The following is a 26970-nucleotide window of genomic DNA, read 5'->3' as shown; positions in this document are numbered from 1 at the left end:
GCTATTCATTCATTTTTAAATCATCAATGCCTTGCAGGATAGATTGCTTCACTCTAAACACTCAATCCCAACCCTTCAGTTCGCAATGACGATACCACTTGTCGTCATTGCGAGGAGGCTTTTTCAGCCGACGAAGCAATCTTTTTTGCTATTCATTTTTAAATCATTAACGCCTTGCAGCATAGATTGCTTCAAGCCAACACTCAATCCCAACCCTTCAGTTCGCAATGACGATACCACTTGTCGTCATTGCGAGGAGGCTTTTCAGCCAACGAAGCAATCTTTTTGCTATTCATTCATTTTTAAATCATTAACGCCTTGCAGGATAGATTGCTTCACTCTAAACACTCAATCCCAACCCTTCAGTTCGCAATGACGATATATTCTATTTTACCAATGGCAACAACTGCTCAGCCACCAACTGATTACCCTTTTCATTCAAATGAACCCGGTCTTTAGTTAAAACATCCTTTTCTTTATCTTCAGGATTATGATTTGCTTCGTATTCAGCAAATACTTTTCTTAAATCACATACAGGCAAATTGTTTTTAGCGGCTAACTGCCTGATGCCTTCAGCATATTTATTTAAGTCGGCATCCATTTCATTCGTACCATCCTTTTTTTCACCAATTACAGATGGCGTACATAATACCACCTTACTTCCAATGCCCTGAATTTTATTAATCAGTGCCTGATAAAATTTTAAATACTTATCATAATCTGTCCCGGTATGCGACGATTGTTTATGCCATACATCATTAATGCCTACATAAATCACCACCAGATCTGGTTTTTTATTTAATACATCATCCTCTAAACGTAAATATAAATCGTATATTTTGTTGCCACCTATACCAGCACCCATCACTTCATATTTTGATGAATCAAGCGACTTTTTAAGCAATGTAATGTAGCCCATTTTAGATACGCCTTGTTGGGTTATAGAATCACCGAAGAAAATAATTCGTTTTGGTTTTAGCGACATTGATGTGAAGATCACCAGGCATAAGCCTATTAAAATTGTATTCATTAAGGTTCTCATATTTTGCAGGTTAATTATGGTTTCTTTTAAAATCAAGATCTTGAAAATCGAAGCTGAAATCTGTTAATGGAGAAATGGCTGCTATTTTAAATCCATCCGCAACGGCGTTATTATTCAGGCTAAAGTTGACAAATGCATCAGCATCTAAACTCCGGTCGTACCATTTTACAATAAATGTATTCCCTTTATAGTAAGTCATGTCACCCCGCAACTTTGGTGCATTCTTCGCCTGGAAATGCATTTTTCCATTTACCTCGCTTATGGTCACTTCGCCAAACCAGGCATCCTGATAGGTTCCGTAGTAGTTTTTAATAACTGGTTTTGCAGCAGTAGCTTTTTGTGTAGCTTCAATTTCCGTCCAAACCTTGGTTACTATTTCCTTCGCCTCTTTCTCATCAGCCAGCCGGCTATCATTAGAAGATTTAATTCTATCCCGGCCCTTTATTCCCAGGTAACCATCTTTAATGGAATTGGTAATTGCACTAAATGCGGCACCGGATTGTTGATTGGTTAAAACAATGATTCCTAATTTTAATTCCGGTAAAATTGTTACCTGCGTTACAATTCCAGATAAGCCGCCGGTGTGGGTAGCCTGGAACTTACCATTCACGTTACTGAGAAACCAGCCCAGTCCATAGCTGTTAAAGCTGCCCTGATTGCCAGATGCAATAATGGTTTGAGGGGTCCATAGTTCGCGGGCTACAGCATCGCTGAATAATTTCTGATTAAGTTTCTCGCCATATTGACCACCATTGATCATTGCCTGAACCCATTTACTCATATCAGTTACGTTTGAATAGATACCGCCTGCTGCGTTTGCGATCTCACCAAAACTTAACCCAACAGGCAACAACTTTCCTTCATAGGGTGCGTGGCCGTCAATTACATTTGATTTATCTTTTAACCGATACCATGATGCGGCAGTTTTAGTCATTCCTAAAGGTTTGATCATCCGGCTTTCGATAAAATTTTCATAAGTCATTCCTGACACCCTGGCCACCACATCGCCTGCAACAATATACATCAGGTTATCATAATCGTATTTGGTACGAAAAGAAGAAACAGGCTTTAAATACCTGAGATTATGGATCAGTTGATTTTTAGTTACCGTTGAAGAATCGGGCCAGATCATTAAATCGCCTGCTCCAAGGCCTAAGCCACTGCGGTGCGTTAATAAATCACGGATGGTAAATTCACTGGTGACATAGGCATCATACATCTTAAATTCCGGAATCACGTCAGTTACTTTCGTATCCCAGGTAATTTTTTTCTCATCAACCAGCATGCCTATCGCAGCTGCGGTAAAAGCCTTTGTATTGGATGCTACGCCAAAAAGTGTATTCTCATCTACTTTCGTATTGGTTTTGACAGAGCGGACGCCATAACCTTTCAAATGAATTATCTTACCATCTTTTATGACAGAAACGGCTATCCCCGGAACATTAAAAGTAGTTAAGGTCTTTTCAACCACACTATCAATCTGACTCGAAGAAAGGACTTGAGCCTGTAGGTTGACCACACAGCACAGGAAAAGAACAGGAAGAACGGTAAATTTTAAAAAGAAAGAAAATTTCATTTTTGAGGATTTAAATAACGGCTTAAAGATAATAAATCTTTTATGCGCAAGCCATTCTTACTTCCCCTTTTCCAGCTTATAATCTTTATGTACGATCAGGAAACTTGCTCGCTCCTCTTTCTTAAATGGGTAATCCCAATTTCCCTGATAGGTGATTTTAGTTGGTAGTTTATCCTCACCAAAATAACCCATTTCAATATTCATCTGCACATTAAAATCAAATAACATGTTGCCATATTTCATGTCTACATATCTTCCCAGAATATTAAAATTCCGTTTATCAAATATGGTTACCAGTTCTTTGATCATGATACCATCCTTGGTCCAGCTGCTTAAATCTGGTTTCACTGAAACTTTAAAACGGTAAACCGGAATAGAATCCAGGTATGTACCGCTGGTGAAAGCATAGTCATAATACTGACGCATATTTGCGCTAAAAATTTCAGTTTTACTCCCAATAAAAGGTACCTTAACCGGCCTGCCCGGATTAAAAATCAGGGTTTTGAGTTTGTCTTTGTAGCCTTCATTAGTCCCACCTTTACCATCGCCTGTTGGCGCATTTGGCACAAAGTCAGTATTATAGGCATTCATAAAAATATAGTCAAACATCTCCACGGTGTAAAGTTGATATTTGCCGTTTTTCTTATAAACCTTACCGGTATCCTGTTTTACCAGGTATTCCATTTTATAAGGGCCGTTGTTGTTGTGTTTAATCTTTCTGTAAATCTTTCCGTCAACCTTATTTTTTTTATCATAGGTATAAATCCTGTTTTCGGCGATGAAACTATATCGTTTCATGTTTCTAAAGGATTGATAAAATGACGTATCATTAATCACTTTATTGATAAAGGTTTCAATATTCAGCTTTTCGGCTTTAATATTTACGGTAGAATCAAGGGTGATAGTTTTAATCGTATCGGGATTAAAACGGGGAATTTCCTGTGCAAAACCTGTAAAATAGACTGCGGTAATGACCAGGATTAAAAATATTTTCTTCATGCTTGTGTAGCTTGGCAAAAACGATGCCTTATTTAATTTGAGAAGCATTAATTACACGCACAACATTTATTCGTTACCCAATTGTTTTAATGCAATATAAGCCATTAAACCGGTTGAGATTTTCAATGCATCTTCATCAATATCAAACTTTGGTGTATGCACAGAATATTGCGTATCCTTTGCAGCATTCCCGGTACCTAAACGGTAAAAACAGGCATCTGTTACCTGTGAGTAGAAAGAAAAATCTTCTGCAGCCATCCAGATATCCAGGTCAACTACATTTTCCTTGCCTAAAAAATCTTCAGCAAAAGATTTAGCATTTGCGGTTAGCTTTTCTTCATTAATTAAAAACGGATAACCCTTGTGGATATCGAAATCACAGCTTCCGCCCATGCTTTCGGCCATACCTTCAGCCATTTTTTTCATGCGTCTGTGCGCTTCCGCTCTCCACTCCTCATCAAGGGTTCTGAATGTACCTTCAATTTTAACTTCGTTAGGGATAATATTCGTAGCACCATTGGCCGTAACCTTACCAAAGGATAAAACAGAAGGGATGCGTGGATCGGCATTACGACTTACAATTTGCTGCAAGGCAATAATAATATGTGAAGCAATCACCACCGGATCGATATTTTGATGCGGCTGCGCACCGTGTCCGCCTTTTCCGGTTACGGTGACATATAACTCATCCGTTGATGCCATGTAAATTCCCGAGCGGAAACCTACCTTACCAGCATCTATTAGGGGCATTACGTGCTGGCCAACAATATAATCGGGTTTTGGATTTTCGAGAACACCTTCCTTAATCATGATGCTAGCTCCTCCGGGAAGCAACTCTTCTGCCGGCTGAAAGATTAATTTTATGGTACCACCAAAATCAGTTTTCAGCTGGTTTAAAATATAAGCTGTTCCCAACAGCGACGAGGTATGCACATCATGTCCGCAGGCATGCATCACTCCCGGATTCCTGGAAGCATAAGGCTTATCACTGATTTCGGTAATAGGCAGGGCATCCATATCGCCACGAAGTGCAATGACTTTTTCAGAAGGAAGATGGCCTTTAACTAAGGCGACAACACCGGTATTGGCGCAACTGGTAAATTCAATTCCCCATTGCGTTAGCTTTTCCTTCACAAATGCAGCAGTTTCAAATTCCTGGTAAGATAATTCGGGGTTGGCGTGTAAATGCTGGCGGTAGCCTACGACATCATTGAAAATGGCATTCGCTACATCTTTTATTTTATCTTTGATCATCGGTTGTAATATCTAATTGTGGAGCATTAATTTTCTCCCTGAAAATAAATAAAGTAGGAAAGGTTGGCCGGATTTCACTCATTAATCGTTGTGCTTCCAATCTCGTTCTAAAATCGCCTACCCTGACATAATAATTGGGTTCTTTATAAATCAGGTATGTATTCAGTTTAGGATACAATGTTTTAAAACGTGCCTGCTGATTAAAAACCTCCCGCCGGTCAGAACCATAAAAAATCTGCACCCGATAACCGTACGAGGACACAATGGGTTTACCCGTTTTTACCTCACCTGAAGTCCGGTAGACCTGTATTCTTTTGGCAATCAAGCTATCAATTAATGGGTCTTTTATCACCACAACCTCACCTTTTTGAGCGAACGCCATGTTAAAGAAAAATAAACTGAAGATTAGCGTATAAAATATTTTCATGATGGTATGACAGTAGACAGGCAAAAATTGTTTTAAATACAGGAATGCCGAATTTGCTGCAAAATTCGGCATTCTTTATGGGTTGTGCAAATGTTGGCCAATCTTAGTATTGTTATCCTTTTGTGATTCGCTTTGCTGAAATAAAATAAACATATGGAGGTTTATTCATTTCGATAATCTTAACTATTTCGATCCAATGTTTAATAATTACTTGCGTCTTATCCCAGTATCGATAACCTTTTGGCAACTTTAAGAAAAACGCTCCAATATTATGTTTAGTCAAAAGTGCTGCCTGTAATTTGGTTGAATAGATTCTTAAATCCTGAGAAATAAAAACACCAGATCGATTTCCCCAATCTGGAATCCATTCTTCGTCTTTTATTCCTTTGCCAAATTCTTTTTCAATAGAAGTGACCTCAATATTATTTCCGAGAGGATATTGTAATTTGTCTAAGCCTTCAGCAAAATATTTTGAGAGGTTCTCATCTATTAAAACTTTTATCATGCCACGGCTTTACGGTTAAATAACTCAATGGCACAAACCACATCTGCTTCACGAAGATCATATAATCTGGTTAAGAAACCTACCGTTTCACCTGCTGTATAAAGATCATATAATGTTTGTGCTAAAATATTAGTTTCCTCTATAACAGGCTGGCCAAACTGGTGATGAGGGTCTATTATGATATGTTTTTCTTTTCCTAAAGGATAAAACCGCTCTGCTATATCCGAAGTAGAAAATTCAATTTTCTTACAAAATTCTTCAATTATTTGTTTAAAAGCTGCTTGTCTGGATTTGTCTGCGTGCACAACTGTTCCGTCATCCAGCGTAAAAAGAATACTTTTCCCATCAGATAACATTTTAGAAGAGGCAAAAGGATAGGCTGTGCCTAAAATCTCGGCCATATCCTGATGAGCATTTATTATTTTATTCACGCTAACATTAATTTCTCTTAATTGATAAAAAACGTAAAATTCTATGAGTGTGAAGAAATTTGTCGCCTTTTCACGGCCGTCCCCCCAGGAATATTCAACATGATGCTTTTCAGAAAACTGGTTATCCCAAAAATCTTTCATCCACCGGCGTACTTTAGCCGTTGGCAACTTTAAAATAAAAGCTACTTCAGGAATAGTGTACATCCCGCTACCAAGTTCTTGATTTAAGTTTTTACCTTTCATAGTTGATAACAAATATAATACTAATTAATTTAGCTTACTTATCATATTATTTAATAAAAAATCAAGACCTGATATACTTCACTTCCTTACCTTACTGTTTTATCGCTAATATTGCTTACACCACAAACAAGCATATCAAAAAACAGCAAAGCCGGATTTCTTATCAAAATCCGGCTTTGCTACCTGGTTTGGTTAACTATCTCTTTTGCTCCAGTTTAAATTCGTAAACTTTCGGATCGTACTTCATCATTGCACCGGTGGCAGCGTCAATAATAAAACCTGGGACAAACAGAAAATTGACTACAGATACCGCATTAAATGTGGTGGTTGGTTGAAATGTTTTTGCTTCGTAACCATTTAATTTAAGACTGACAGTTTGCCCCGTGAATCCTTTTTTTAACGTCACATCCATTGGTGTTACACCAACTTTAATACCGTCTACTTCAATGTCGGCAGCCGGTGGATCTGTCTTGATATTAACGGTTTGTTTTGTACCGGTAAAAACGGTTGCGCAGCTCGAAAGCATCAGTGTTGCCGAAATGGCAAAAATGTTAAAAATCTTTTTCATTTGTGTGTTATTTTGTGTGTTTCTAAATATAGGTTTAATCCTACAGATTAAAAACCAAATTACACAAAAAAGGCCCTGACAAATGTCAAGGCCTTAATAATGTGCGACATAATTTATATTACAAATTTGCGCCGTGGCAATTCTTGTATTTTTTACCACTACCACAAGGGCAAGGTTCATTACGTCCTACAGTGGCTTCTTTACGAATAGGCTGCTGCGGAATGGCTTCACGCGTATCACCAAATTCAATACCCGGCTCCTCTCTTCCAAACTCCTGTTTGGTGGTTTGTAATTTAGGCTGCTTAGCCGGTGCTGGTGCTTCCCTTATTTCATCAGGCTCCTGCTGAACCGGAATACCGCCTTTATATAAGAAACTGACCACTTCCTTATTCACCGCATTAAGCATGTTTTTGAATAAGTTAAAGGCTTCCATTTTATAGATTACCAATGGATCTTTCTGCTCGTAAACGGCATTCTGAACAGACTGTTTCAAATCATCCATTTCACGTAAATGCTCTTTCCAGCTGTCATCAATCAAAGCCAGTATAATGGTTTTTTCAAACGAACGAACGACCTCTTTACCTTTATTTTCAATGGCTTTCTTCAAATCAACCGCAACCTGAATGCCACGAATTCCATCTGTAAAAGGAACCACAATTTGTTCGATATGCTCGCCACGTTCTTCATAAACCTGCGTTAAAACAGGCAATGACTGCTGTATTACGGCTTCTGATTTTCGGGCATAGAATGATTCTGCCTCATCAAATAATTTTTCAGTGAGCTGAGTAATATTGCCGGAGGCAAATTCTTTTTCAGTAATGGTGGTATCCAGGGAGAAATTTTTGATAACTTCCAGTTTAAAACCATCGTAGTTAGCTTCTTCTTTGTATTCTGTTACGATATCTTCTGCCACATCGAACACCATGTTGTTCATATCCACATCCAAACGTTCGCCAAATAGCGCATTTTTACGTTTGGCATAAATTACCGTACGTTGAGCATTCATCACATCATCATACTCCAGTAAACGTTTACGGATACCAAAGTTGTTTTCTTCTACTTTTTTCTGCGCACGTTCGATAGACTTGGTAATCATAGAATGCTGGATCACTTCACCATCTTCAATACCCATGCGCACCATAATGCTCGAAATTCTTTCCGAACCAAACAAGCGCATTAGGTTATCTTCCAGTGAAACGAAGAACTGTGAAGAACCCGGATCACCCTGACGGCCGGCACGACCGCGTAACTGCCGGTCTACACGACGTGATTCATGGCGTTCAGTACCCACAATGGCTAAACCACCTGCTTCTTTTACACCTGCACCTAACTTAATATCGGTACCACGACCAGCCATGTTGGTGGCAATTGTAACCGTTCCTGCCTGACCTGCTTCGGCAACAATATCGGCCTCTCTCTGGTGCATTTTAGCATTTAATACATTGTGTTTAATGCCACGAAGTTTAAGCATACGGCTTAACAATTCCGAAATCTCAACAGAAGTAGTACCAACCAATACCGGACGACCAGCTTGTGTTAACTTCACAATTTCATCGGCAACCGCATTATATTTTTCACGTACCGTACGGTAAACATAATCCTGCTGATCCTGTCTGGAAATATTTCTGTTGGTCGGAATCTCAACCACATCCAGTTTATAGATTGACCAGAATTCACCTGCTTCGGTAGTGGCCGTACCCGTCATCCCACAAAGTTTATGGTACATACGGAAATAATTTTGCAAAGTTACGGTAGCATAGGTTTGGGTAGCATCTTCAACCTTAACGTTTTCTTTAGCCTCAATAGCCTGATGTAATCCGTCAGAATAACGGCGGCCATCCATGATACGGCCAGTTTGCTCATCAACGATTTTAATCTTGCCTTCATCAATGATGTATTCCACATCAATTTCAAACAAGGTATAAGCTTTTAATAATTGATTTACTGAGTGAATGCGTTCTGCCTTTACCGAATAATCACGCATTAAAGCATCTTTAGTAGCTACCTTTTCTTCTAATGGCAAATCAGATTTTTCAAGCTCTGCCACTTCTGTACCCACATCCGGTAACACGAAGAAATGAGGATCCTCACCTGATTGTGTAATTAACTCAATACCTTTTTCTGTTAACTCCACCTGGTTATTTTTCTCATCGATGTAGAAATATAATTCAGAATCTACCTTGGGCATATTCTTCGATTGATCGGCCATGTAGTAGTTCTCTGTTTTTAACAACAAACCACGCACGCCGCTTTCACTTAAGAATTTAATTAAGGCTTTATTTTTAGGCAATCCGCGGTAAGCACGTAATAAAGCTAAACCACCTTCACCTTCTTCTGTTCCGCTGTTACCGGCATTGATTAATTTTTTGGCTTCATTTAAGGCCTGAGATACATAAGCTTTCTGCGCATTCACCAAACGCTCAATACGTGGTTTCAACTCATAAAACTCATGCTGGTCTCCATGTGGAATCGGACCTGAAATAATCAATGGTGTACGGGCATCATCAATTAAAACGGAATCGACCTCATCCACCATGGCAAAATGTTGTTTGCGCTGCACCAATTGATCTGGCGTTTGCGACATATTGTCACGCAGGTAATCAAAACCAAATTCATTATTGGTTCCGTAAGTAATGTCTGCGGCATAGGCTTTTCTTCTTTCCTCAGAGTTTGGCTCGTGTTTATCAATACAATCTACACTTAAACCATGAAATTCAAATAGAGGTCCGTTCCATTCACTATCCCTGCGGGCCAGGTAATCATTCACGGTCACGATGTGAACACCTTGTCCGGCAAGTGCATTTAAGTATGCTGGCAAAGTACTCACCAAGGTTTTACCCTCACCAGTGGCCATCTCAGCAATTTTACCACTGTGCAGCACAATACCACCAATTAACTGCACATCATAATGAACCATGTTCCATACCACTTCGGTTCCGGCAGCATCCCAACGGTTTGCCCATTGTGCTTTATCACCTACAATCTTAACATTACCCTTACGTGCGGCATAATCCCTGTCAAACTGTGTAGCGGTTACTTCCAGGTAATCATTTTCACTTAAACGTCGTGAAGTTTCTTTTACCACGGCAAAAGCTTCAGGAAGAATTTCTAAAAGCACTTTTTCCAGTTCTGCATCGCGATCTTTTCCTAAAGCATCGACCTGATCGTAAATGGCCGTTTTTTGATGAAGATCCAAACCTTCACCTTCGGCTTCAGCCTTTAGGGCAGAGATTTTACCATCAATTTCTGTTAAAAAATCAGATATCCTGCTTTTAAATTCTATTGTTTTTCCGCGCAACTCATCATTACTGAGTGCTGAAAGTTTGCTGTACTGTTCATTGATTTTACCAACCAACGGCTGAATAGCCTTAATATCTCTTTCTGATTTACTTCCGAAAACCTTCGCTAAAAATCCTAACATTATGTTTTAAATCGTATTTATTATTAAAAAAATGGTGTGTTACAACAACTAAGCCATTGTATTGTGCTGGTCAGTTTGGCAGTTGCTGGTATAAACGGGGCACAAAATCTTATAAAAGATTTGTTTAGGAAAAGTGTATTAAGGACTATTGTTCTTCGGTTTTTTCCTGATTGTTAAATCAGAAATCACTTGATTTACACTTACATATTTTGCAGCTTTTAATTGAGGTTGAGTTCCGATTAAAGCTAACCTTGAGTAAGATAACAAATAAGGATTCCGGTCTTCATTCAGTTGAACCGATGCCTTACCGATGGTATTGGTGCTGATATTATGCTCATTACAATACTCATTTAATATCCTTAAACCTTCAACACGTTCGGCTTTTGCCAAATGCGTTAAGCTAAAAAATACTAGCGATATGGTAACGAGGTGTTTCATGAATAGCGACAAAGCTACTTTTAATCTTTTACAAAAAAAAATCGGCCTGTTGCAAAAAGCATAGCGCAATTTTTGACTAATTTTTTGTTTACGCTCCCCCCGTATGCCCTGGCAGATCTGGAGATTGCACCTTTGCCTAAATGAAACGTCAGTGCCTGGTAAGCCATATTTTAGTATTTTAGCGGGGTCGTTAAGGATTTCCCGGCGCTTTTTTTAATTTTACGCCATGGCAAAAAACGTCATTAACATGTATTACCGGAAACTAATTGATGCAGGCAGAAGCAATTATTGTGGTCAGCATCCATTCATTAAAAATACCAACTAAGCTAATGGATATTCAGGGAAAAATATACCCGGCAGATGAGCGGGGTTTAACAGAAACTTCAATAGTAAAAAGGCATAGCACATTCAACTTTGAAAAGTATTACCATAAAGACAAAGTGGCTTCGGGAGCATTATTTATTTGCAATGACGAATACATTGCCGGAGGTAAGCTTTCCTTCTTTCTATCCAGGGAAGATTCCCATCAGCTGTTTTTTCCGGTTACCGGCAGATTAGATATTGTACAGAATGGCAAAGCATTTTCCATTGAAACCGGACAGGTACAGGTTTTGAATGCAGGTAAAGGTGAGGTATTGGAAATCAGTAACCCTTACTCAAATAATTTGGTAAATTACCTGCAGATTGGACTTACGACAGATCTGTTTTTACTCCGGGCAGGTGAAATGTGCTTCAACTTTGATTTCGAAAAATATCCAAATCAGCTGACAGAGATTATTTCCAGCACGAAATTACCATTTAAATTAAGCACAGGGATTTTTACCCGACAGGAAGAAATCACCTATCCGCTTCAAAACCCGGAAAACAAATTTTTCTGTTTCATTATTGATGGCGCTTTCGAAGTAGAAGGCAGGCAATTGCATGCAAGAGATAGCTTAGCGCTTTGGAATGTAGAACAGGTGAAATGGAGTGCCTTGAGTAATCATGCCATTATTTTGATCTTAGCACATTTGTAACATGTGTTTAATTTTTTATTTCTCTATTCCCTGATTATCTATTCCTATCCCACAATTCCCACTATAATCTTTCTTTACGCTCAAATATGACACCCCACTTAAATTAATGCAAATCGAAACTTTTATCTTCGATAAACCGTTAATACAAGCACATGAGAGGTTTCCGTTTTTCTGATTATAAGCCTGGCGATACGCCAAAAGGTGGGTTTGATGAGTTGTTGAAATTATTCAGCGAGTTGCTGAATTATACAGCAGGTGATGCAGCAGAGGCGTTAAGCTGGCTCAACGAACTCGACAAGCAATATAAATTAACCAATAACGACTATGGCATTGGAAATTTTATCGATGATTTGAAGGATAAGGGGTATCTAACAGAAGACAATCAATCCGGGGAATTTAAAATCACCGCTAAAACGGAGCAAACCATTCGCAAATCTGCATTGGATGAAATTTTTGGCAAGCTTAAAAAATCAGGTCGCGGCAATCATAACAGCAACCAGTCTGGTATCGGTGAAGAAAAAAATGCCGACAGGAGGGAATATAACTTCGGCGACAGTTTAGATCAGATCGACATGACAGCCTCCATCCAGAATGCACAGATCAATCATGGCATCGGTGATTTTACTTTAACAGACCGGGATCTGGAAGTAGAGGAAAAGGATTTTAAAACCTTAACTTCTACCGTATTGATGATTGATATTTCACACTCTATGATCCTGTATGGGGAAGACAGGATTACACCCGCGAAGAAAGTAGCAATGGCCTTAGCCGAATTGATTAAAACCAAATACCCGAAAGACACCTTGGATATTGTGGTTTTTGGAAATGATGCCTGGCCCATTACCGTAAAAGATTTACCTTACCTCCAGGTAGGGCCCTACCATACCAATACTTTTGCAGGTTTGGAACTGGCAACAGATTTACTTCGCCGCCGAAAAACGCATAACAAGCAAATTTTCATGATTACGGATGGGAAACCAACCTGTTTAAAGGAAAATGGCAAATACTATAAAAATAGCATGGGCCTGGATAGAAAGGTTATTAATAAAACCTTAAATATGGCAGCCCAATGTAAGCGGTTGAAAATTCCGATTACCACCTTTATGATTGCCAAAGACCCGTATTTGCAACAGTTTGTACGCCAGTTTACTGAAATAAATGGTGGCCGGGCGTTCTACAGTTCATTAAATGGCCTGGGCGAATACATTTTCGAAGATTATATTAAAAACAGAAGAAAAACAGTAAAATAGATGAAAGAACAAAGATTAAGGCACAATGACGGGATTTTGCAATTAAATCTTTTATCCTTGCTCCTTTATCCTTACTCCAAAAACATATGCAAAACACCACACTAGGCGAATTAAAAACCACAGGATATCAGTCAAGATCAGTTAAGGAAGAATTAAGAGAGAACCTGATTAAAGTTTTAAGAGATAAAAAAACAGAATTTGAAGGTATAATCGGATACGATGAAACCGTAATACCCGAATTACAGACTGCCATTCTTTCCCGCCACAACATTTTACTGTTGGGTTTACGCGGACAAGCCAAAACACGCATTGCCCGTTTAATGGTCAACCTGTTGGATGAGTATGTGCCGTATGTAGCGGGTAGTGAAATCTTCGACGACCCTTTGAACCCGATTTCCTGGTATGCCAGAAATGAAATCGCTACCAAAGGTGATGCTACTGAGATTGCCTGGTTACACCGGAGTGAACGCTATACGGAAAAACTGGCTACACCGGATGTTACCGTAGCTGATTTAATTGGTGATGTAGATCCGATTAAGGCAGCCACGTTAAAACTGACATATAACGACGAGCGGGTAATCCACTTTGGCCTGATTCCGAGGGCACACCGCAGTATTTTCGTAATTAATGAATTACCTGATTTACAGGCCCGGATTCAGGTAGCACTATTCAATATGCTGCAGGAAAAAGATATCCAGATTCGTGGTTTTAAACTGCGTTTACCATTGGATATCCAATTTGTATTTACTGCAAACCCGGAAGATTATACCAACCGTGGAAGTATTGTTACGCCACTAAAAGACAGGATAGAAAGTCAGATTCTAACCCATTACCCGAAAAGCATCGAAATATCGCGTAAAATTACTTTTCAGGAAGCCAGGCTTACCGCAGCACAAAAAGCAAATATTGAAGCCGATGGCCTGTTAAAAGACCTGATTGAGCAGATTGCATTTGAAGCACGTAAAAGTGAGTACATTGACCAGAAATCTGGTGTATCTGCCCGGCTGACCATCTCAGCTTATGAAAATTTAATCAGTACGGCCGAGCGCAGGATGCTTATTTCAGGTGAAAAGGCTACGTTTGTACGCTTATCAGATTTTGCCGGAATTATTCCCGCCATTACCGGAAAAATAGAGCTGGTTTATGAAGGTGAACTGGAAGGGCCGGCACATGTGGCCACCACCTTAATCGGCAAGGCTGTAAAAACCTTATTTGCCCGCTATTTTCCTGATCCTGAAAAAGCAAAAAAAACCAAAACAGCCAATCCATATACCGAAATTACAGAATGGTTTACCGAAGGAAACAATGTCGACGTAACAGACCATTTAAGCAACACACAATACAAAAAAGCACTGATGTTGGTGCCCGGTTTATATGATACCGTTAAAAAGTTTCATCCAAAACTGAGTGAAAACCAAACTTTACTGCTGATGGAATTTGTTTTACATGGACTGGCAGCGTATTCCCAGTTAAGTAAAAATTATTTAAATGGTGGCTTTGGTTTTTCTGACATGTTTGGCAGTTTATTTAATGCCGAATTTGATGAAGAAGAAGACGAGGATGATTTCAGATAAACATGATTAATGGAGTTTAAAGGATATCTTTTATCGCTAAGGTTACAAAGAGAGAATCTTCCTGAAGGATATCCGTTTAACATTCCATGCCTGCAAACTTTTCAAGAACTTGCATTCCACCCGAATGTTACATTTTTCACCGGCGAAAATGGGATTGGAAAATCAACTTTTATAGAGGCAATTGCCGTTAACCTAGGCTTTAATGCCGAAGGAGGAAGTAAAAACTTCCATTTCAGCAGCAGGGAAACTCATTCCATATTACACCAATACCTTACGATTTCCAAAAGTTTCAGGCATTTCAAAGATGGTTTTTTCTTAAGAGGAGAAAGTTTTTATAATGTTGCCAGCCAAATTGATAAGCTTGATGAAGAACCTGGTTTTAGTCAGAAGATAATAGCATCTTACGGCGGCATATCCCTACATGAACAATCTCATGGTGAATCTTTTTGGTCACTTTTCATGAACCGATTCAACGGACATGGCGTTTATATTTTAGATGAACCAGAGTCTGCACTTTCAGCAAATAAACAAATTGCCATGTTAGCAAAGATTAATAGCCTGGTACATACAAATGCTCAATTTATTATCACAACCCATTCTCCGATCCTTTTGGCCTACCCTAATGCGATCATTTATGAAATGGCTGATGGTGAAATCAATAGCATTAAATATGAAGAATCTGAAGTTTACAGGCTTTATAAATCTTTTTTAGATAACCCCAAAAGAATTTTAGATAATTTATTTACATCAAATACCTAATTTAGGCAGGCCAAAAACCTACCTTATTTTTTAAACTAATTTTTCAAACCCGATCATGGGAAGACTGCCTTTTATCATTACTGCCTGCATTTTCATTATCATTTTCGATATCTATTGTTTCAAGGCAATTGTTGCTGTTTTCAAAAAATGGAAACCGACCACAAAAAAAATCTTTACTATCATATACTGGAGTTACAGCATCTTGCTGATAACAGGCGTCTTTGCCGGGATTTACCTCAACCTTTTTTTAACACTAAGGGCCATGATTCTGGTGGCATTTTTTTTAACTGTAGCCTGCAAAATGGCCATGTTACCGTTTTTGGTGTTAGATGATTTAAGAAGGCTCTGGATCAAAGTATTCAGGAAAAAAGAAGTCGCACCAACTGTACCAGTATCAGAAACTGATCAGATTTCCCGTTCAGAATTTTTAGTGAAGGCGGGGTTAGTCGCGGCTGCGGTACCATTAACATCATTAAGCTGGGGAATTATTTCCGGCGCTTATGATTACCAGGTAAGAAAGGTAAATCTCATTTTACCAAACTTGCCAAAAGCTTTTGATGGCATCACCATGGCACAAATTTCTGATATCCATTCCGGCAGTTTTTACAATAAAACAGCTGTAAAAGGTGGCGTGGAAATGCTGCTGGCAGAAAAACCTGATTTCGTTTTCTTTACCGGCGATTTAGTAAATAACCTCACCAATGAAGTGAGCGATTATCAGGATATATTTTCAAAAGTAAAAGCACCTCTAGGTGTTTATTCTTCACTTGGAAACCATGATTATGGCGATTATTATTTTGGTAAAGAAACATCGCCGGCTAAGGTTAAAAACCTGAAAGACATGGTTGATGTACACAAGATAATGGGTTATGATTTGCTGATGAATGAACACCGCAGACTTAAAGTAGACGGCGAAGAAATTGGCATCCTGGGGATCGAAAACTGGGGAATGGGGCGTTTTCCGAAGTATGGAAAAATGGAACTGGCGGTTCAGCATACGGATGACTTACCTGTAAAATTATTATTAAGTCATGATCCTTCACACTGGCGTGGCGAAGTATTACAGAAATACCCTCAAATTGATGCCATGTTTAGCGGTCATACCCATGGGATGCAGTTCGGCGTGAGGCTGAAGGAATACCAGTGGAGCCCTGTACAATACATCTATAAAGAATGGGCAGGCTTATATCAGGAGCAAAAACAACAGCTTTACGTGAATGTTGGCTATGGTTTTCTAGGCTATCCTGGAAGGGTTGGAATTTTGCCAGAGATTACGGTTTTTACCTTGAAAAGAGCTTAATGGGAGAATGACTGAAGGAAAGAATTACTGAAGGACTGAAGGAAAGAATGACTGAAGGAAAGAATGACTGAATGACTGAAGGAAGGAATGATGGATTAATTGAAAGGAATGAGAGAATGGATAGGTATTACGCCAACACATTCAATCATTCAAAATTCAATCATTCAAAACTTTCTCATTCAAAACTTAATCATTCAAAAATCAATCATTCATTCATTAAATCTACCCTGCGTTAAAACGATATCCAACACCTCTTACCGTTTGCAATAACTGCGGATTATCCGGGTTTAATTCTATTTTCTTACGCAAGCGTACAATATGCATATCAAGGGTCCTGGTGTTCACATCAGAATTATAGCCCCAAACCACCAGCATCAGTTCATCGCGGTTAATGACTTTACCAGGGTTGCGCAAAAAGTACAATAAAATACGGTTTTCCAATATGGTCAACTCAATTTTCTTTCCATCTCTGAATAAAGTATGAATATTCGGATGATGCTCCATATTACCAAAGCGGTGAATTTCAGCGGTATCTTTATTGACGATAAACTTCACCTTACTCTCCAGCATGGCCACCAATACATCCATATTAAAAGGTTTGGTAATATAGTCTGATGCGCCAAAATTATAGGCATCAATTTTATCTACATCCTGCGCCTTTGCTGTCATCATAATGACCAGGTTTTCGAAGCCTTGTTTACGCACACTCTCGCAAACTTCTGCACCTTGTTTGCCCGGCATCATCCAATCCAGCAATACAATATCAGGCTGGTCTGCCATAATAATCCGTTCACCAGATTCACCGTCATTGGCCTCCAATATGTGGTAACCCTCGCCTTTTAAACGGTGTGCAACCAAAAAACGAAGATTTTCATCATCTTCAACAATTAATATTTTTACTTCTTTAGACATCTATATGTGTATTTATATTTTAATGTTTAAAGGTTAATTCCATTTTATAACCTTCCAACTTTAATTTTCAACTTTTAACATTCAGCTATTAAAGGGCAATACGATCTTAAATTCTGTGCCTGAACCGACTTTACTTTTAACCGAAATTTCGCCTTCCATAAAGTTAACCAGTTCCTTGCAAAAAGCCAAACCAAGCCCCACGCTCCCCATTTGATTGTATTCGTTTTGTATCCTGAAAAACTTCTTAAAAATATTATTTAATTCCCCCGAAGCGATACCAATTCCCTTATCGGCAAAACGGAATACCAGCACACCTTTAATCAGCTTAGCACTGATGTGCAATTTCTTGTTTTCGGGTTTTGAATATTTGTATGCATTTTCAGCCAGGTTATCAAACAAGCTACCTAATAACACCGGATCGGTAATGAAGGTTTTAAAACCAACCACTTCATAGGTCATCTGAAAATCGGGATGTTTTAATGTATGAGACTCAATGGTACTTTCTATAAAATCGCGAATATTTACCGTTTCCTGGTTCAGTTTAATGGCTTTGTTTTCAATTTGCGTAAAGGCCAGTAATTTATTCATTAAGCCATTCAGTTTATCGGCCTCCTCATCCAGTATCTTACCATAAAGCTGTTGTTCCTTCTGGCTTAAAGCAGTAGCACTTTTAATATTATTACCTGCAATTTTAATCACACTTACCGGAGTTTTAAACTCATGCGTCAGGTTATTTACAAAATCGTACTGCAGCTTAAACATTTTACTGTTGATATTTAAATTGCGGTAAATTAAAAAGGCCACTAAAAGCAGCACACCATACACCAGGAGCAGCACAAGCGCGATGGGCATAAAGTAGATAAAAATTTCTCTTTTGACGTAAGATTTAGAGCTGGTGAGGTATAGTTTGAAGTCGGAAAAAGCACCAGGCAAAGCAATTTCAGTGGTCATGTTTTCCTCAGAAGTATCAATCGGATCGTATGTTAACGGCTCTACCTGAATTTTCTGGTATAACAATGGCCGGGTATTTACCACTTTAATTTTATTTGGATTCAGCTGAAAAACAAGCATATCCTGCTGATAAACCGGCAAAGGATTGAGTTTACGCCGCATCATATCCTTATAAATTTTCAGGTCTTCTCTCCTGGGAATATTTAAGTAAGTGATTTTATTGGAATTTACGACAGAAAAATTGGTGAACAATTCTTCCTGAGAGGGTACTGCAACCGTATCCAGCTGATCAACAAAAGTAACCAGCTTATAGGCCATGGTATTAAAATCATCGCCAACCTTGAAAGACCGGGTATCGGCTTCTGAAAATAATCTGATAGAATCAGCAGGAACATTTTTACCAAACTGGAAAATAGACTTCGGACCGATTGATAATTTCCCTACGTTCATTCCATCCTTTACCGGTATATTTTTAACCTCGGTATCGTAAAAAGTAACCCTCGACACGAACGGATATTTGAGCACAATGGTATCTACAAATTTTGATGCCGTAGCAGAATCCAGAAATCCATTATAATAAGAAATCTCGGGCATTTTATTCTGAAAGAAATCGTTGTAAGGTTTGATGCTCTGCTCCAGTACATTTACCTTTTCTGAAACAAATTCATTTTCGATGGATTTTTTACTGAAATTAAAAGCCAGGAAAAGCGATAAGACAAACAAAATGGAAATGAGTACAATGAAAGTAACACCCAATGAGAAATTTTTGCGATAGCCGCTTTTCTTATCCAGCGTCATAACTTATTTCCTGCTGATGTTGTTTTTTAAGAATTCTTCCAGTGCTTTATACAAAGCTGTTCTCCCCTGTTGCCTTTTAACCGGATTTGGTCCTTCTTCCTTTTCTATGTAGGTAACCGGGATGCTTCTCTTTTTAAGTTCTTTGATAAACTGTACCCCTTCTGTAACGTTAACCCTCGGATCTTTTGGGTTCTGGGCAATAAACAATGGTGACTTAAAACGGTCGGCATGAAAAACAGGCGAAGCCAAGCGCAGGTAGTCTGTATCTGTTACCGGATTGCCAATGATTTCGTAATACATCTGTAGATTTGACTTTAAAAATGGTGGAATCCCTTTCAGGTAACTGAATAAATTAATAACGCCAGAATTTGATCCGCCACAACTATAAAGATCGGCATTTTTATACAAACAATTTAGGGCAATATACCCTCCGAAACCATTACCATAAATGGCAATCTTTTTAGGGTTTGCAATCTTTTTTGCAATTAGCCAGCGTACACCATCATTAACATCTTCCTGAATTTTATTACTCCATTCTTTAAAACCTGCCGCATAAAAAGATTTGCCATAACCATTTGATCCACGATAATTAACCTGCAAAACCGCATAACCCCGGTTAGCCAGAAACTGAACTTCGGCATTATAACCCCAGGAATTCCTTCCCCCCGGACCATTGTGAGGCATTACAACCACAGGTAAATTGGTTTTCTTGTTCCCTTTAGGCAAGGTTAGATAGCCGTTAATAGTTAAACTGTCAGAACTTTTAAAACTAACCGGCTTCATATCGCTCATCAACTCTTCCTGAATAGAAGAGTTAATATCATTTAGTTTTTTAAGCTTATTCTCGGCAGCCATGTATAAATAGTACGATCCCGGATTTTTATCGGTAAATGTTCTGATGATGAAAACATTATCCATTTTATCATTATCCATAATGCGCCACTCGGTGCCTGGCAGCAGCCGGTCTATTTTACTATAAGTTAGTTTACTTTGTGCATCCAGGTAATATTTCTGTTTTTTCCAGGTTTCACAGGTAACAAACATAATTTTATTCTGTGTTCTCGAATATCTGGTTTCCGTAACATTCAGGGTATCATTGCCAAACAGTACTTCTTTCTCTTTACCTGTTTTTAAATCAAGAGATACCAATGCATTTTTATCCCTGTTTACGCTGGATATGGCATATAATACATCAGGTTCATTTTCCGGAAAGGCCACCGGCTGAAAAGTCGTTTCAAAATTATTTGTCATCAGCGGTGCAAAAGGTTTGCTCTCATTTTCACGGTAAAGCAATGTTTCATTCACCCCATCGCTGGCCACGGCAATTTTGAGAATACCTTTATTATCGGTTACCCATTCGGTAACATTACCCGGATTTTTAGCCGCAATTTCCATTTTGCCGTTCCGCACATTCAGGCGATACACATCGAAAACTGTTGAATCGCGTTTATTGGAAGCCACAATAATATATTTATCATCAATCAGCTGATCTTCAATTACGCGGACTCTTGTTTTTTCATTCGAACTCAATTGCACTTGCCTGCTTCCATCCTTATTGATGACAAAGAGATCAGATTTACGCTCCTTTGTATCATCTTCAGCATAATAAATCAACTCATTGTTGCTGGTCCAGAAGTAAAAACTGATCGATTTTTCTGTCAGGTGTGTCAATTGGGTGCTTTTCCCTGTGGCCAAGTTCTCCACAAATAAGTCAAGCTTTTTATCCTGAAGTTTAAGGTAGGAAAGGCTTTTCCCGTCAGGCGATATGTGGTAATAAGCCTTATCCTGTGTTTTAAAAAAATCATCAACAGGTATAATGCCTGCTTTATCTGAGCGCTTACAGGCACAGATCAGAGCGATTAAAACCAATAAACCAATTCTTTTCAGCATAAATATTTTTTCACCGGGATGACAAAAATAGGCATCTCAACCACTTAACTATACTTTACACTAACAATGTTACTTTAGCTTGTTTCCTGTTAATGGCCACTTAACAGCATACATCCCGGCAACATACAAAATAAAAATGATGTCACCAGAACGATCAGATTTAATATGACAGCTACCATACTACACGAAATCCATTCGGCCAATGTTTAACGTTAAATCTTTTACCTTTCATGTCTTTTTATTACATTTAAAATTTATAAACCAGGATTATGAATCGTTTAATTGTCTTTGCATTTTTGATGTTGAGCTGGAATGTACAGGCACAAATTTCACGCAATAATCAGGCTGTATTAAATGATGAAAGTGCTTTAGCCACGCAGTATTATCGCGATGGAGATTATGAAAAGGCTGTTGTTTTACTGGAGAAAATGTTTGCCAATCCCGATAACGAAGGTTATTTCGACATCTATTTCAATGCCTTATTAAAATTGAAGCGTTATGATGCTGCGGAAAAGATCGTCAAAAAAACCATCAAACAGCATCCGGAAAATGATGCTTATCCGATTGCAATGGGTAAACTTTATGAGGAACAGGGCAATGTATCATCTGCCAATAAGATATTTACTGACATCATTGCCAAACTTCCAAAAGATGAATTTAAGATCCGGAATTTAGCGAACAACTTTTACCGTTTTGAAAACTATGATCTGGCTGTTCAAACGTTTAAGCAGGGCAGAAAACTTTTAGGAAACGACCAGCTGTTTACTTATGAATTGCTGAACATATACCGGTATAAAAAAGACAAACCCATGCTGATGCAGGAGTACCTGGATGTATTGCCTTCTACCCCGCAATTGCTCCCACAGGCAGAGAATGTACTTTCCATGATTTTTGAAGATAAAAGTGACTACCAGACTTTTCAGACCGCAATACTCAGAAAGATTCAGAAAGCACCTGACGCAGAAGTATACATCAAGCTGCTGACATGGAACTATATCCAGCAGCAGGAGTTTGAACCGGCATTACGCCAGTTGATTGCCTTTGATAAACGAACAAAAGCTGATGGCGGAACCCTCTTTAATGCCATTTATACATTTGTTGATAACGGCGCGTACGAAACCGCTATAAAGGCTTATGAATACCTGCTCACTAAAGGAAAGGAAAGCCAGTACTATCTTCCATCGAAGATTGAAATGCTAAGCACACGGTACAACCTGCAAACCTCCGGAAAATATACGGCAGCCGACTTAAGTTTACTGGCCAAAGATTACCAGGGCCTGCTGGATGAATATGGTAAAAACAGGAATACATTATTTGCCATTAAAAAACTCGCCAATCTGCAAGCCTACTATTTAAATGAGGCAGCCAAAGCTGAAAAAGGGCTGGAAGAAGCTTTGCAAATACCTGGAATTGGCACAGCAGACCTGGGCCAGCTAAAGCTGGATTTGGGTGATGTTTATATTTTAACCAATCAACCATGGGAAGCATTTCTGGTTTATGAACAGGTAAGTAAACAGTTTGAAAGTCAGCCCATCGGGAATGAGGCACGCTTCAGAAGTGCCAGACTTTCCTTTTACCAGGGCAATTTTGAATACAGCAACGGACAATGCCAGGTACTCAAGGCGGCAACTTCCCAGCTGATTGCCAATGATGCCCTTAACCTGAGTTTACTCATTTCTGACAACATTCAAACACCAACTGATAGCAATGCATTAAAAATGTATGCTGATGCTGAAATGCTGGAATTCAGAAACCTGCCGGCACAGGCCATTAAAAAGCTGGATAGCATCGGAATCTCCTACCCCCAAAATGAACTGGCCGATGCCGTATTAATGAGTAAAGCCAAAATATTTATTAAATCTGCTGATTTTCAAAAAGCGGCAGATATGCTCAAAAAAGTTGCAGATAACTTTAAGGAGGGTATCTGGACTGATGATGCCTTGTTTACATTAGGCGATTTATACGAAAAGAAACTCCATGATATTGCACAGGCCAAAAGCTATTTTCAACAATTGATTACGGATTACCCGGGCAGTATGTTCAGTGCCGAAGCCAGAAAAAGATTCAGAAATTTAAGGGGAGACGGGGTTTGATGATGAGTTCAGTTGTCATGAGTTTAGTGGTTCATTAGTCAATTGGAAAATTCTTTAATGGATAATGTTTACAAGTTGTAACTAACATCAAATGCCACAAAAACTAGCTTTTCCAATCCCACACCACAACATTCCATTCCACCCCACTACTGTCTGTATAAACATGAATAACTTCAAAGCCTATGCGTTTATGCGCATTCATTGAGCGCAGGTTAATACCTGCAATTTCGGTGATTGCGAAATCATACTTTTCATTAAAGTAATGCTTATAGGAATTGTAGCATTGATCAAATAAACCCTGCCCCCGATAGGCTTTATCTACACAAACCTGCCCGACAACGATATAATGGTAATCATCAACCGGTTTTCCATTAAAATGAATATGCTCAAAGCTTTCGTACAATTCAACCAGGCGCGGTATTTCATGCTTTGATTGTTCAGTCATCCCCAATACATAGGCAATCACCTGACCGCCGTCTTTAGCAATGATATTCTTTTCATGCAAATGCATTTTCTTCAGGTCATCCCATGTATGCGAAACCGTTACAAAACCCTGCGCTATAATTTCATCAGGAGATAAATCCGTTTTCAGGTTTCTCTTTTGAAGTGCAAGAATCCCTTCGAGATCTTCATTGGTTTCAGATGTGGTTATTTCAATCATTGGATCAGGCAATTAATAGCTTTCGAATATAGGCAATCTGTTTTGTTCCTCTGTTTTCTTCCTTATCTTTGCCACATGCTTTTATATAATGTTACGCTAATTTTAGAAGAATCTGCAGCAGCAGAATGGTTACAATGGATGCAGGAAACTCATATTCCAGCGGTAATGGCTACCGGCATGTTTGTTTCCAACCGTTTATTAAAAGTGTTGGATTCGCCAAATGAAGGTGTTACCTATTGCACACAATATGTTGCGGAGAATCAGGAAAACTACAATCAATATCAACAGGCCTATGCGCCAGCTTTACAGGCAGACCTGAATGAAAAGTTCAAAAATCGTTTTATTGCTTATAGAACATTAATGGAGTTTGTTGGCTAAGCCAATAAGTGAGTGAGTTTTGAATGAATAACTGAGTGAATGAATTTTGAATGAGAGAATTTTGAATGAATAACTGAATGAATGAATCTTCGGGGTTTCTTCTCATTCTCTCATTCAAAATTCAGTCATTCAAACTGCTCCCAATCAAACCCTCACTTTAACTTCTCGTTATTCTTGTGCCGGTCTGCATCGCGGATGTTTTTCTTTTCCAGGTTTTTGTGAAGTGCTTCTGTTAAATTGATGCCGGTTTGGTTGGCCAGGCAAATCAGCACAAAGAGTACATCGGCCATTTCATCTGCCAGGTTTACAGATTCATCACTTTTTTTAAAAGATTGCTCACCGTATTGACGGGCCATTATCCGGGCCACTTCCCCAACCTCTTCCATTAGAATTGCGGTGTTGGTGAGTTCATTAAAATACCTGATACCCGTGGTATTTATCCATTGGTCTACGGTTTCCTGTGCTTCGTTAATGGTCATGATTTTCTTTTATTTTTTACTGGGTTAAATTTCCTAATTTAGGCTGACATAAAACTTATCTTTCTAAAGATAAACGCTAACATCTAAATTGAACTTATGAATATGCTCTTCAGTGAAAAACAACAAAAAGCCATCAAATCGATTTGGATTTTATGGGCAATCGTAGCTTTTCTGCAAATCAGTTGTTATTTTATAGATAGCTACGGACCAGATACCACAGGATATGATTACTTATGGAGAATACAGACCTGGTTTCTGGAGAGTTTGATCTTTGCGTGGTATTTTTATAAAAATAAGATGTTCTCGAAAGCCATCATCATTCAGCTACTATTTTCTCCATACTATATTTTTAAAAAAGACTGGCCAAGTTTTATCGATTACCATTTCAATTTTACAAATAGTGGATTAATTTACCAGGTTATTGGTGTACTTTCTTTCTTTGCACCGATACTCATCTTCGCTTATTTCTATTTTAAAGCAGAAGGAAACCTCAATACCATTTCTAAAATTAAATCATTGGTAATACAGCTGATTTTTATTCTGATTTTCAGTGTAACCATTTCTTCCGATCCTGATTCTTTATACAATTATATCAGCAGTTTCAGTACAAGTAATCTTTATTTAAAAGATGCCATCGTAGCCCTTATTTTTGCCATAATATCCCTCAAAATGATTTCGGTTTTAATTGGCTTCTTTTATCTTTCCAATAGAATTTATTCAGTAAAGCAGGTTTTAAATCCAATAGATGAACAGCCTATTTCCAGCAGTTTTTTTAAGTATGGTTTTTTGATTACTTATCCGATTTTACTGCTCTCTATTTTAGATATGGGTGCCTCTGCACTTAAGGTTTCTTTCTCTTTTTCATCAATAGAACTTGTAACGGTGTTTTATATCACGGCAAATCTGATTGTATTTTTTATTTGCGGACGGTTTTTTGCCACATTAATTCAATATAGAAACTTCACACTCAGGCGTTATTTCGGCGTGGTGAACACATTATCCATTTTACCTGTAATTAACCTGGCTCCATTTTTCGCCTTGCTTTTCTTTAAGCAAAAACCGGAAACAACCGGTACCTATATCGATAAATTAAAACAGAATAGAAATGTACATCTCTCGATTTATTGTGCTTTACTTATTCTATATTATACCTATAATTATGTTTCGGTAAAAGCCGATTACAGAACCTTCGAGCCCATTTATAAATTAGTGGTATTTAGCATATCGGCTATTTTACTGGCAAAATTCAAATGGAGCACCAAGGTAATTCCGTTTTTAGCCGTGATGAGTTTGTACTATGCTGATTTTAAAGACTTTTTCGACTTTGCTGATGGCTTGTGGCCTTTCATTCAGAAAAAATTAATCTCATTTGTCTGGATAGGAACCTTGGCGATGTTTATCACCTACTACATTATAGATTACATCATTCATAAGTGCTTTTACACACCTTACTTTGAAGATCAAAACCATGATGAGTTTGAAGCCTACATCAATAAGTTCTGATTGGTTTACGATTTACGCAAGATTATAGCCAGTTTATTTCCGAAGAGGCTGCTATTATTGGAACGGTCTATGAGTTTGAAATCAAAAGTATATTTTCCTGCAGCAGGTGCGGTAAATTTTTTACTCTCTGTTTCATACTCATGCACCGTGTAATAAACAGTACTATCGCCTGAAGAACTGCTTTCTGTGTAAGATTCCTTCGTTTTTTTTGAATTGATGATGTGATCTTCTGCATCCACATTTAAGCTATCAAGAAGAATGGATTGTCCGTTGGTTTCGACATTAAACTTTACAGCGAATACACCAGCTTCATCTTTACTGCTTTTGGAAACCTTCGTCCAGATGGTAATTACATCACCTTTTTTTAAACTCACGTTTTCTGCAGATATGATCTCGCCGCTTGCCAATTCTAAAACCGTTAATTCTTTCCCAACAGGATTACAAGAACTAAGACCTAAAATAAATAAAATTGAAAATAAATAGTGTTTAGACATGTCAGAGG

General features: G+C 38.4%; 24 protein-coding genes. 8 read left to right on the top strand and 16 right to left on the bottom strand.

All coding sequences use genetic code 11. From position 1 onward, the window contains the following. Window positions 1–385: 385 nt before the first annotated feature. From CBW18_RS17410 to CBW18_RS17365, 10 genes are all read right to left on the bottom strand, one after another. Complete coding sequence (locus CBW18_RS17410) at window positions 386–1030, bottom strand: SGNH/GDSL hydrolase family protein (RefSeq protein WP_253249073.1); 645 nt, start codon at window positions 1028–1030, stop codon at window positions 386–388. A 22-nt stretch (window positions 1031–1052) separates the two neighbouring features. Beyond that, window positions 1053–2618: a serine hydrolase gene (locus CBW18_RS17405; RefSeq protein WP_088302595.1), complete on the bottom strand. Its 1566-nt coding sequence runs from the start codon at window positions 2616–2618 to the stop codon at window positions 1053–1055. A gap of 57 nt (window positions 2619–2675) precedes the next feature. Further along, the gene (locus CBW18_RS17400) at window positions 2676–3617 is read right to left on the bottom strand and encodes a hypothetical protein (protein ID WP_088302594.1); all 942 of its coding nucleotides are present in this window, start codon (window positions 3615–3617) and stop codon (window positions 2676–2678) included. A gap of 66 nt (window positions 3618–3683) precedes the next feature. Continuing rightward, on the bottom strand, window positions 3684–4871 hold the full coding sequence (locus CBW18_RS17395; protein ID WP_088302593.1) for a M20 family metallopeptidase: 1188 nt from the start codon (window positions 4869–4871) through the stop codon (window positions 3684–3686). After that, window positions 4858–5298, bottom strand: coding sequence for an SPOR domain-containing protein (locus tag CBW18_RS17390; RefSeq protein WP_088302608.1), 441 nt, complete (start codon window positions 5296–5298; stop codon window positions 4858–4860). The genes CBW18_RS17395 and CBW18_RS17390 overlap by 14 nt, the downstream gene beginning before the upstream one ends. A gap of 112 nt (window positions 5299–5410) precedes the next feature. After that, entirely contained in the window at window positions 5411–5803 is a 393-nt protein-coding gene (locus tag CBW18_RS17385; protein WP_088302592.1) for a hypothetical protein, read from the bottom strand. Next, the gene (locus CBW18_RS17380) at window positions 5800–6477 is read right to left on the bottom strand and encodes a DUF433 domain-containing protein (protein ID WP_088302591.1); all 678 of its coding nucleotides are present in this window, start codon (window positions 6475–6477) and stop codon (window positions 5800–5802) included. Before CBW18_RS17380 ends, CBW18_RS17385 begins: the two co-directional genes overlap by 4 nt. Before the next feature lie 196 nt (window positions 6478–6673). Beyond that, window positions 6674–7045 carry a PEGA domain-containing protein gene (locus CBW18_RS17375; protein WP_088302590.1) on the bottom strand — a complete coding sequence of 124 codons (372 nt, stop codon included), beginning with the start codon at window positions 7043–7045 and terminating at the stop codon, window positions 6674–6676. A 118-nt stretch (window positions 7046–7163) separates the two neighbouring features. Then, a complete protein-coding gene (gene secA, locus CBW18_RS17370; protein ID WP_088302589.1) occupies window positions 7164–10466 on the bottom strand; it encodes a preprotein translocase subunit SecA in 3303 nt (1100 codons plus the stop codon). A gap of 138 nt (window positions 10467–10604) precedes the next feature. Further along, window positions 10605–10904, bottom strand: a complete 300-nt coding sequence (locus CBW18_RS17365; RefSeq protein WP_088302588.1) for a hypothetical protein — start codon at window positions 10902–10904, stop codon at window positions 10605–10607. A gap of 269 nt (window positions 10905–11173) precedes the next feature. Here CBW18_RS17365 and CBW18_RS17360 point away from each other — a divergent pair, with 269 nt between their 5' ends. From CBW18_RS17360 to CBW18_RS17340, 5 genes are all read left to right on the top strand, one after another. Next, complete coding sequence (locus tag CBW18_RS17360) at window positions 11174–11920, top strand: hypothetical protein (protein WP_088302587.1); 747 nt, start codon at window positions 11174–11176, stop codon at window positions 11918–11920. Window positions 11921–12072: 152 nt separating this feature from the next. Continuing rightward, window positions 12073–13170 carry a VWA domain-containing protein gene (locus CBW18_RS17355; RefSeq protein ID WP_047798931.1) on the top strand — a complete coding sequence of 366 codons (1098 nt, stop codon included), beginning with the start codon at window positions 12073–12075 and terminating at the stop codon, window positions 13168–13170. 86 nt (window positions 13171–13256) lie between these two features. After that, window positions 13257–14744, top strand: a complete 1488-nt coding sequence (locus CBW18_RS17350) for a sigma 54-interacting transcriptional regulator (RefSeq protein ID WP_088302586.1) — start codon at window positions 13257–13259, stop codon at window positions 14742–14744. Window positions 14745–14753: 9 nt separating this feature from the next. After that, complete coding sequence (locus CBW18_RS17345) at window positions 14754–15503, top strand: AAA family ATPase (protein WP_088302585.1); 750 nt, start codon at window positions 14754–14756, stop codon at window positions 15501–15503. A 55-nt stretch (window positions 15504–15558) separates the two neighbouring features. Then, window positions 15559–16803: a metallophosphoesterase gene (locus CBW18_RS17340; protein ID WP_088302584.1), complete on the top strand. Its 1245-nt coding sequence runs from the start codon at window positions 15559–15561 to the stop codon at window positions 16801–16803. Between the two features lie 222 nt (window positions 16804–17025). On the opposite strand, the gene CBW18_RS17335 is transcribed toward CBW18_RS17340, so the two are convergent. From CBW18_RS17335 to CBW18_RS17325, 3 genes are all read right to left on the bottom strand, one after another. Then, the gene (locus CBW18_RS17335; RefSeq protein WP_088302583.1) at window positions 17026–17715 is read right to left on the bottom strand and encodes a response regulator transcription factor; all 690 of its coding nucleotides are present in this window, start codon (window positions 17713–17715) and stop codon (window positions 17026–17028) included. An 81-nt stretch (window positions 17716–17796) separates the two neighbouring features. Next, window positions 17797–19464, bottom strand: coding sequence for a sensor histidine kinase KdpD (locus CBW18_RS17330; RefSeq protein ID WP_088302582.1), 1668 nt, complete (start codon window positions 19462–19464; stop codon window positions 17797–17799). A 3-nt stretch (window positions 19465–19467) separates the two neighbouring features. Next, the gene (locus CBW18_RS17325) at window positions 19468–21354 is read right to left on the bottom strand and encodes a prolyl oligopeptidase family serine peptidase (RefSeq protein ID WP_253249072.1); all 1887 of its coding nucleotides are present in this window, start codon (window positions 21352–21354) and stop codon (window positions 19468–19470) included. Between the two features lie 269 nt (window positions 21355–21623). Between CBW18_RS17325 and CBW18_RS17320 the strand changes: the two genes are divergently transcribed. Beyond that, complete coding sequence (locus CBW18_RS17320) at window positions 21624–23447, top strand: tetratricopeptide repeat protein (protein WP_088302580.1); 1824 nt, start codon at window positions 21624–21626, stop codon at window positions 23445–23447. 103 nt (window positions 23448–23550) lie between these two features. Here the strand turns inward: CBW18_RS17320 and CBW18_RS17315 are convergent, their stop codons facing one another. After that, window positions 23551–24108 (bottom strand): GNAT family N-acetyltransferase, encoded by a 558-nt coding sequence (locus CBW18_RS17315; protein ID WP_088302579.1) that lies wholly within the window; start codon window positions 24106–24108, stop codon window positions 23551–23553. A 75-nt stretch (window positions 24109–24183) separates the two neighbouring features. On the opposite strand from CBW18_RS17315, the gene CBW18_RS17310 reads away from it, so the two are divergent. Further along, a complete protein-coding gene (locus CBW18_RS17310) occupies window positions 24184–24486 on the top strand; it encodes a DUF4286 family protein (RefSeq protein ID WP_088302578.1) in 303 nt (100 codons plus the stop codon). A gap of 152 nt (window positions 24487–24638) precedes the next feature. Here CBW18_RS17310 and CBW18_RS17305 read toward each other — a convergent pair whose 3' ends face one another. Further along, window positions 24639–24965, bottom strand: a complete 327-nt coding sequence (locus CBW18_RS17305) for a nucleotide pyrophosphohydrolase (RefSeq protein ID WP_088302577.1) — start codon at window positions 24963–24965, stop codon at window positions 24639–24641. A 96-nt stretch (window positions 24966–25061) separates the two neighbouring features. On the opposite strand from CBW18_RS17305, the gene CBW18_RS17300 reads away from it, so the two are divergent. Next, entirely contained in the window at window positions 25062–26468 is a 1407-nt protein-coding gene (locus CBW18_RS17300; RefSeq protein WP_088302576.1) for a hypothetical protein, read from the top strand. A gap of 5 nt (window positions 26469–26473) precedes the next feature. Here the strand turns inward: CBW18_RS17300 and CBW18_RS17295 are convergent, their stop codons facing one another. Next, on the bottom strand, window positions 26474–26962 hold the full coding sequence (locus CBW18_RS17295) for a hypothetical protein (RefSeq protein WP_088302575.1): 489 nt from the start codon (window positions 26960–26962) through the stop codon (window positions 26474–26476). Window positions 26963–26970 lie beyond the last annotated feature (8 nt).

The organism is Pedobacter sp. AJM, assembly GCF_002197755.1.
Classification (GTDB): domain Bacteria; phylum Bacteroidota; class Bacteroidia; order Sphingobacteriales; family Sphingobacteriaceae; genus Pedobacter.
This window is presented reverse-complemented; position numbering and strand designations above follow the sequence as displayed.

Excerpts from the sequence above, each read along its gene's own strand:
- CBW18_RS17360 (WP_088302587.1), top strand. The coding sequence starts at position 11,174 with ATGCAGGCAGAAGCAATTATTGTGGTCAGCATCCATTCATTAAAAATA.
- secA (WP_088302589.1), bottom strand. The coding sequence starts at position 10,466 with ATGTTAGGATTTTTAGCGAAGGTTTTCGGAAGTAAATCAGAAAGAGAT.
- CBW18_RS17300 (WP_088302576.1), top strand. The coding sequence starts at position 25,062 with ATGAATATGCTCTTCAGTGAAAAACAACAAAAAGCCATCAAATCGATT.
- CBW18_RS17405 (WP_088302595.1), bottom strand. The coding sequence starts at position 2,618 with ATGAAATTTTCTTTCTTTTTAAAATTTACCGTTCTTCCTGTTCTTTTC.
- CBW18_RS17345 (WP_088302585.1), top strand. The coding sequence starts at position 14,754 with ATGGAGTTTAAAGGATATCTTTTATCGCTAAGGTTACAAAGAGAGAAT.
- CBW18_RS17305 (WP_088302577.1), bottom strand. The coding sequence starts at position 24,965 with ATGACCATTAACGAAGCACAGGAAACCGTAGACCAATGGATAAATACC.
- CBW18_RS17310 (WP_088302578.1), top strand. The coding sequence starts at position 24,184 with ATGCTTTTATATAATGTTACGCTAATTTTAGAAGAATCTGCAGCAGCA.
- CBW18_RS17315 (WP_088302579.1), bottom strand. The coding sequence starts at position 24,108 with ATGATTGAAATAACCACATCTGAAACCAATGAAGATCTCGAAGGGATT.
- CBW18_RS17395 (WP_088302593.1), bottom strand. The coding sequence starts at position 4,871 with ATGATCAAAGATAAAATAAAAGATGTAGCGAATGCCATTTTCAATGAT.
- CBW18_RS17390 (WP_088302608.1), bottom strand. The coding sequence starts at position 5,298 with ATGAAAATATTTTATACGCTAATCTTCAGTTTATTTTTCTTTAACATG.
- CBW18_RS17365 (WP_088302588.1), bottom strand. The coding sequence starts at position 10,904 with ATGAAACACCTCGTTACCATATCGCTAGTATTTTTTAGCTTAACGCAT.
- CBW18_RS17375 (WP_088302590.1), bottom strand. The coding sequence starts at position 7,045 with ATGAAAAAGATTTTTAACATTTTTGCCATTTCGGCAACACTGATGCTT.
- CBW18_RS17350 (WP_088302586.1), top strand. The coding sequence starts at position 13,257 with ATGCAAAACACCACACTAGGCGAATTAAAAACCACAGGATATCAGTCA.
- CBW18_RS17330 (WP_088302582.1), bottom strand. The coding sequence starts at position 19,464 with ATGACGCTGGATAAGAAAAGCGGCTATCGCAAAAATTTCTCATTGGGT.
- CBW18_RS17355 (WP_047798931.1), top strand. The coding sequence starts at position 12,073 with ATGAGAGGTTTCCGTTTTTCTGATTATAAGCCTGGCGATACGCCAAAA.
- CBW18_RS17380 (WP_088302591.1), bottom strand. The coding sequence starts at position 6,477 with ATGAAAGGTAAAAACTTAAATCAAGAACTTGGTAGCGGGATGTACACT.
- CBW18_RS17385 (WP_088302592.1), bottom strand. The coding sequence starts at position 5,803 with ATGATAAAAGTTTTAATAGATGAGAACCTCTCAAAATATTTTGCTGAA.
- CBW18_RS17320 (WP_088302580.1), top strand. The coding sequence starts at position 21,624 with ATGAATCGTTTAATTGTCTTTGCATTTTTGATGTTGAGCTGGAATGTA.
- CBW18_RS17410 (WP_253249073.1), bottom strand. The coding sequence starts at position 1,030 with ATGAATACAATTTTAATAGGCTTATGCCTGGTGATCTTCACATCAATG.
- CBW18_RS17295 (WP_088302575.1), bottom strand. The coding sequence starts at position 26,962 with ATGTCTAAACACTATTTATTTTCAATTTTATTTATTTTAGGTCTTAGT.
- CBW18_RS17340 (WP_088302584.1), top strand. The coding sequence starts at position 15,559 with ATGGGAAGACTGCCTTTTATCATTACTGCCTGCATTTTCATTATCATT.
- CBW18_RS17400 (WP_088302594.1), bottom strand. The coding sequence starts at position 3,617 with ATGAAGAAAATATTTTTAATCCTGGTCATTACCGCAGTCTATTTTACA.
- CBW18_RS17335 (WP_088302583.1), bottom strand. The coding sequence starts at position 17,715 with ATGTCTAAAGAAGTAAAAATATTAATTGTTGAAGATGATGAAAATCTT.
- CBW18_RS17325 (WP_253249072.1), bottom strand. The coding sequence starts at position 21,354 with ATGCTGAAAAGAATTGGTTTATTGGTTTTAATCGCTCTGATCTGTGCC.